Origin of the sequence: Streptomyces ossamyceticus (assembly GCF_001418475.1) — a bacterium.
Lineage (GTDB): Bacteria > Actinomycetota > Actinomycetes > Streptomycetales > Streptomycetaceae > Streptomyces > Streptomyces ossamyceticus.
The window spans coordinates 1-2,464 of record NZ_LIQX01000063.1 but is presented as its reverse complement, the minus strand read 5'-3'; the positions used below and the strand labels follow the sequence as shown (position 1 = coordinate 2,464).

3 protein-coding genes are annotated in these 2,464 nt (G+C 74.9%); all 3 read right to left on the bottom strand.

Going from position 1 to position 2,464, the window contains the following annotated elements; translation table 11 throughout:
• The coding region (locus AOK15_RS46555) for a MerR family transcriptional regulator (protein ID WP_240508317.1) at positions 1-701 on the bottom strand (701 nt) is incomplete at its 3' end.
• Between the two features lie 108 nt (positions 702-809).
• Positions 810-1,316: a glutathione peroxidase gene (locus AOK15_RS05935; RefSeq protein ID WP_055513513.1), complete on the bottom strand. Its 507-nt coding sequence runs from the start codon at positions 1,314-1,316 to the stop codon at positions 810-812.
• 115 nt (positions 1,317-1,431) lie between these two features.
• Positions 1,432-2,424, bottom strand: coding sequence for a helix-turn-helix domain-containing protein (locus AOK15_RS05930; RefSeq protein WP_055513511.1), 993 nt, complete (start codon positions 2,422-2,424; stop codon positions 1,432-1,434).
• Between the last annotated feature and the right edge of the window lie 40 nt (positions 2,425-2,464).

Here is a 2,464-nt window from a genome sequence, read left to right as displayed (position 1 = left end):
GCCTGCGGCGGGACGGCGGGGGCGCCGTTCGTCGTGTACCACTCCGAGGTGTCCCTGGAGAGCGACGGCCCCGCCGTCCCGCCGCAGGCCGCCGCGCCCTCCTCCAGCCGACCCAGCGACGCCCCGATCCACGCCGGCAGCTCGTCGACCAGGAGGTGCCGTGCCTGGGTGAGCACCACCTGCGCGGCCGTGTCGACCGTCTCGACCACGAAGGTGCCGCAGGCCCCGGCCCCGGCCCCGCCGACGGTGTTCGTTCCGTCGGTGCCGTTCGTTCCGTTCATACCGTTCGAGCTGATCGTGCCGTCCGTACCGTGCGTGGCGTCCATGGCCGGGTCCCTTCCCGTGAGCCGTCCACGGAGGTATCCGACCAGGGCCCGCTGCGACGCGAACCGCTCCTCGGCGACGGCCCAGTACGCGGCGAGCCGCTCGGCGGCCAGCGCGCCGTCCGTCCCGACGGCCTCCACGATCTCCGCGACGCGGGCGAGAGGCATGTCGAGCTGCCGCAGCAGGGCGACGAGACGGGCGCGTTCGACCTGGTCGGACCGGTAGTAGCGGTAGCCGGTCAGCTCGTCGACGTACGCCGGGGCGAGCAGCCCCAGCCGGTCGTAGAGCCGCAGCGCCTTCGCCGACAGCCGTGCGCGGGCGGCGAAGGCACCGATGGTGAGCAGGTCGTCGGTGGCCACTGGGTCATCCTCCGTCACCGGGCGTCCGCGCCCGGCGGGAGGGACGGTGGTCCTTGACCCAGGGGGAAGGTCAACGGGTGGCGGGGTGGCGGGTGGCCGCTGGTCGGCGGCCTGGTGGCGGTGGCCTCAGCCGAGGGCCTTCTCCACGGCGGCCACCAGCTCAGCGGCCTCCGGCTCGGTCTGCGGGGAGAAGCGGGCCACGACCGAGCCGTCCCGGCCGATGAGGAACTTCTCGAAGTTCCAGCGGATGTCGCCGCTGTGGCCCTCCGCGTCCGCGTGGCCGACCAGCCGCTCGTACAGGGCGTGCCGGCCCTCGCCGTTCACCTCGACCTTCTCGGTCATCGGGAAGGTCACGCCGTACGTCGCCGAGCAGAACTCCGCGATCTCCTCGGCCGAGCCCGGCTCCTGCCCCAGGAACTGGTTGCAGGGCACGCCCAGCACGGTGAAGCCCTGCTCCGCGTAGCGGGCCTGGAGGGCTTCGAGGCCCGTGTACTGGGGGGTGAGACCGCACTTGGAGGCCACGTTCACGACGAGCGCGGCCTTACCGGCGTACTGCGCGAGGTCCGCGGAGCCGCCCGTCAGGGCACCGATCTCGACGTCGAGGGGAGAGGTACGGGGGGTGTCTGTAGTCATAAACGGATGCTATCTCCGGAAACTTTTTCGCCTCCGCCGCCCCGGACGCGCTGCGCCGGCCCTCGCCCGCGTCGGCGGCTGTGCGTCGGCGTTCGCCCGCGTCGGCGGCGGGGTGTCAGCCCTCGCCCCCGTCGGCCTCCCGGCGTTCCGGGGCCCGTACCAGGACCTCGCCCGCCGCCGTCCGCGTGTACAGCACCGAGCGGCCCGCTCGCCCGCGTCGGACCAGGCCCGCGTCCAGCAGGACCTTCAGATGGCGGCCCACCGAGCCGAGGGGGCGGCCGGTGACCGCGCACAGCTGGGTCGTGCTCATGGGGGAGTCGAGGAGGGCGAGGACGCGGGCGCGGGCGGTGCCGAGGAGCGGGCCGAGGGCGGCGGGCGCGGCCGCCGGGCCGCCGCCGTCGGCGAGGACGCCCGAGCACGGGTACACGACGGCGTACCGCTCGCCCTCCTCCCACGCCACCCAGCCGACCCGCTGCGGGGTGACCGGCACGAACACCAGCCGCGCGCCGGAGATCTCACGCGGCGGATACTCGTGGAGGTTGACCTGGAGCCGGTTCTCGCCGAGCCAGCGCATGCCGGGCCGCAACGCGTCCAGCACCGCCGCCCAGCCGCTCTGCCCCAGCTGCGCGGTCCGGGCGAGGACGTCGGCCTCCAGCACCCGTCGCCGCCGCTCCCAGTCCGGCCGTACGGTCTCCTCCCACACGTACGTCAGGAGGTCGGCCGCGCGGCCCGGCAGGTCGTCGCGGTCGAGGGCGGCAGGGAGCGGGCCGCGCAGGGACAGCACGAGGTGGGCGCGGGCGGCGGCCGGGTCCACGGCCCGGACCCGGGCGACCTCCTGTGCGAAGGTCTCGCCCTCGCGCGGGGTCGGGGTGAGGAAGTCGGCGATCCACTCCTCGCCGAGGCCCGCCCGGACCAGCAGGGGGGTGACCGGGTCGCGCGCCAACTCGGCCCGGTAGGCGGGAAGGTGGTCCGCCAGCCAGGCATGTTCGCCGGGATGGGCGCCGGTGCCGGCGTGCAGCCGCTTCAGGCTCGCGAACGTCTCCGCGAGCGGCGACACCACGAACCGGCTGCCGGCGAGAGTGTCGGCGTTGACCTGCCACCAGCCCACTGCGAGACCTCCGGGGTGCGGCGGACGGCCCCTGCGGGGC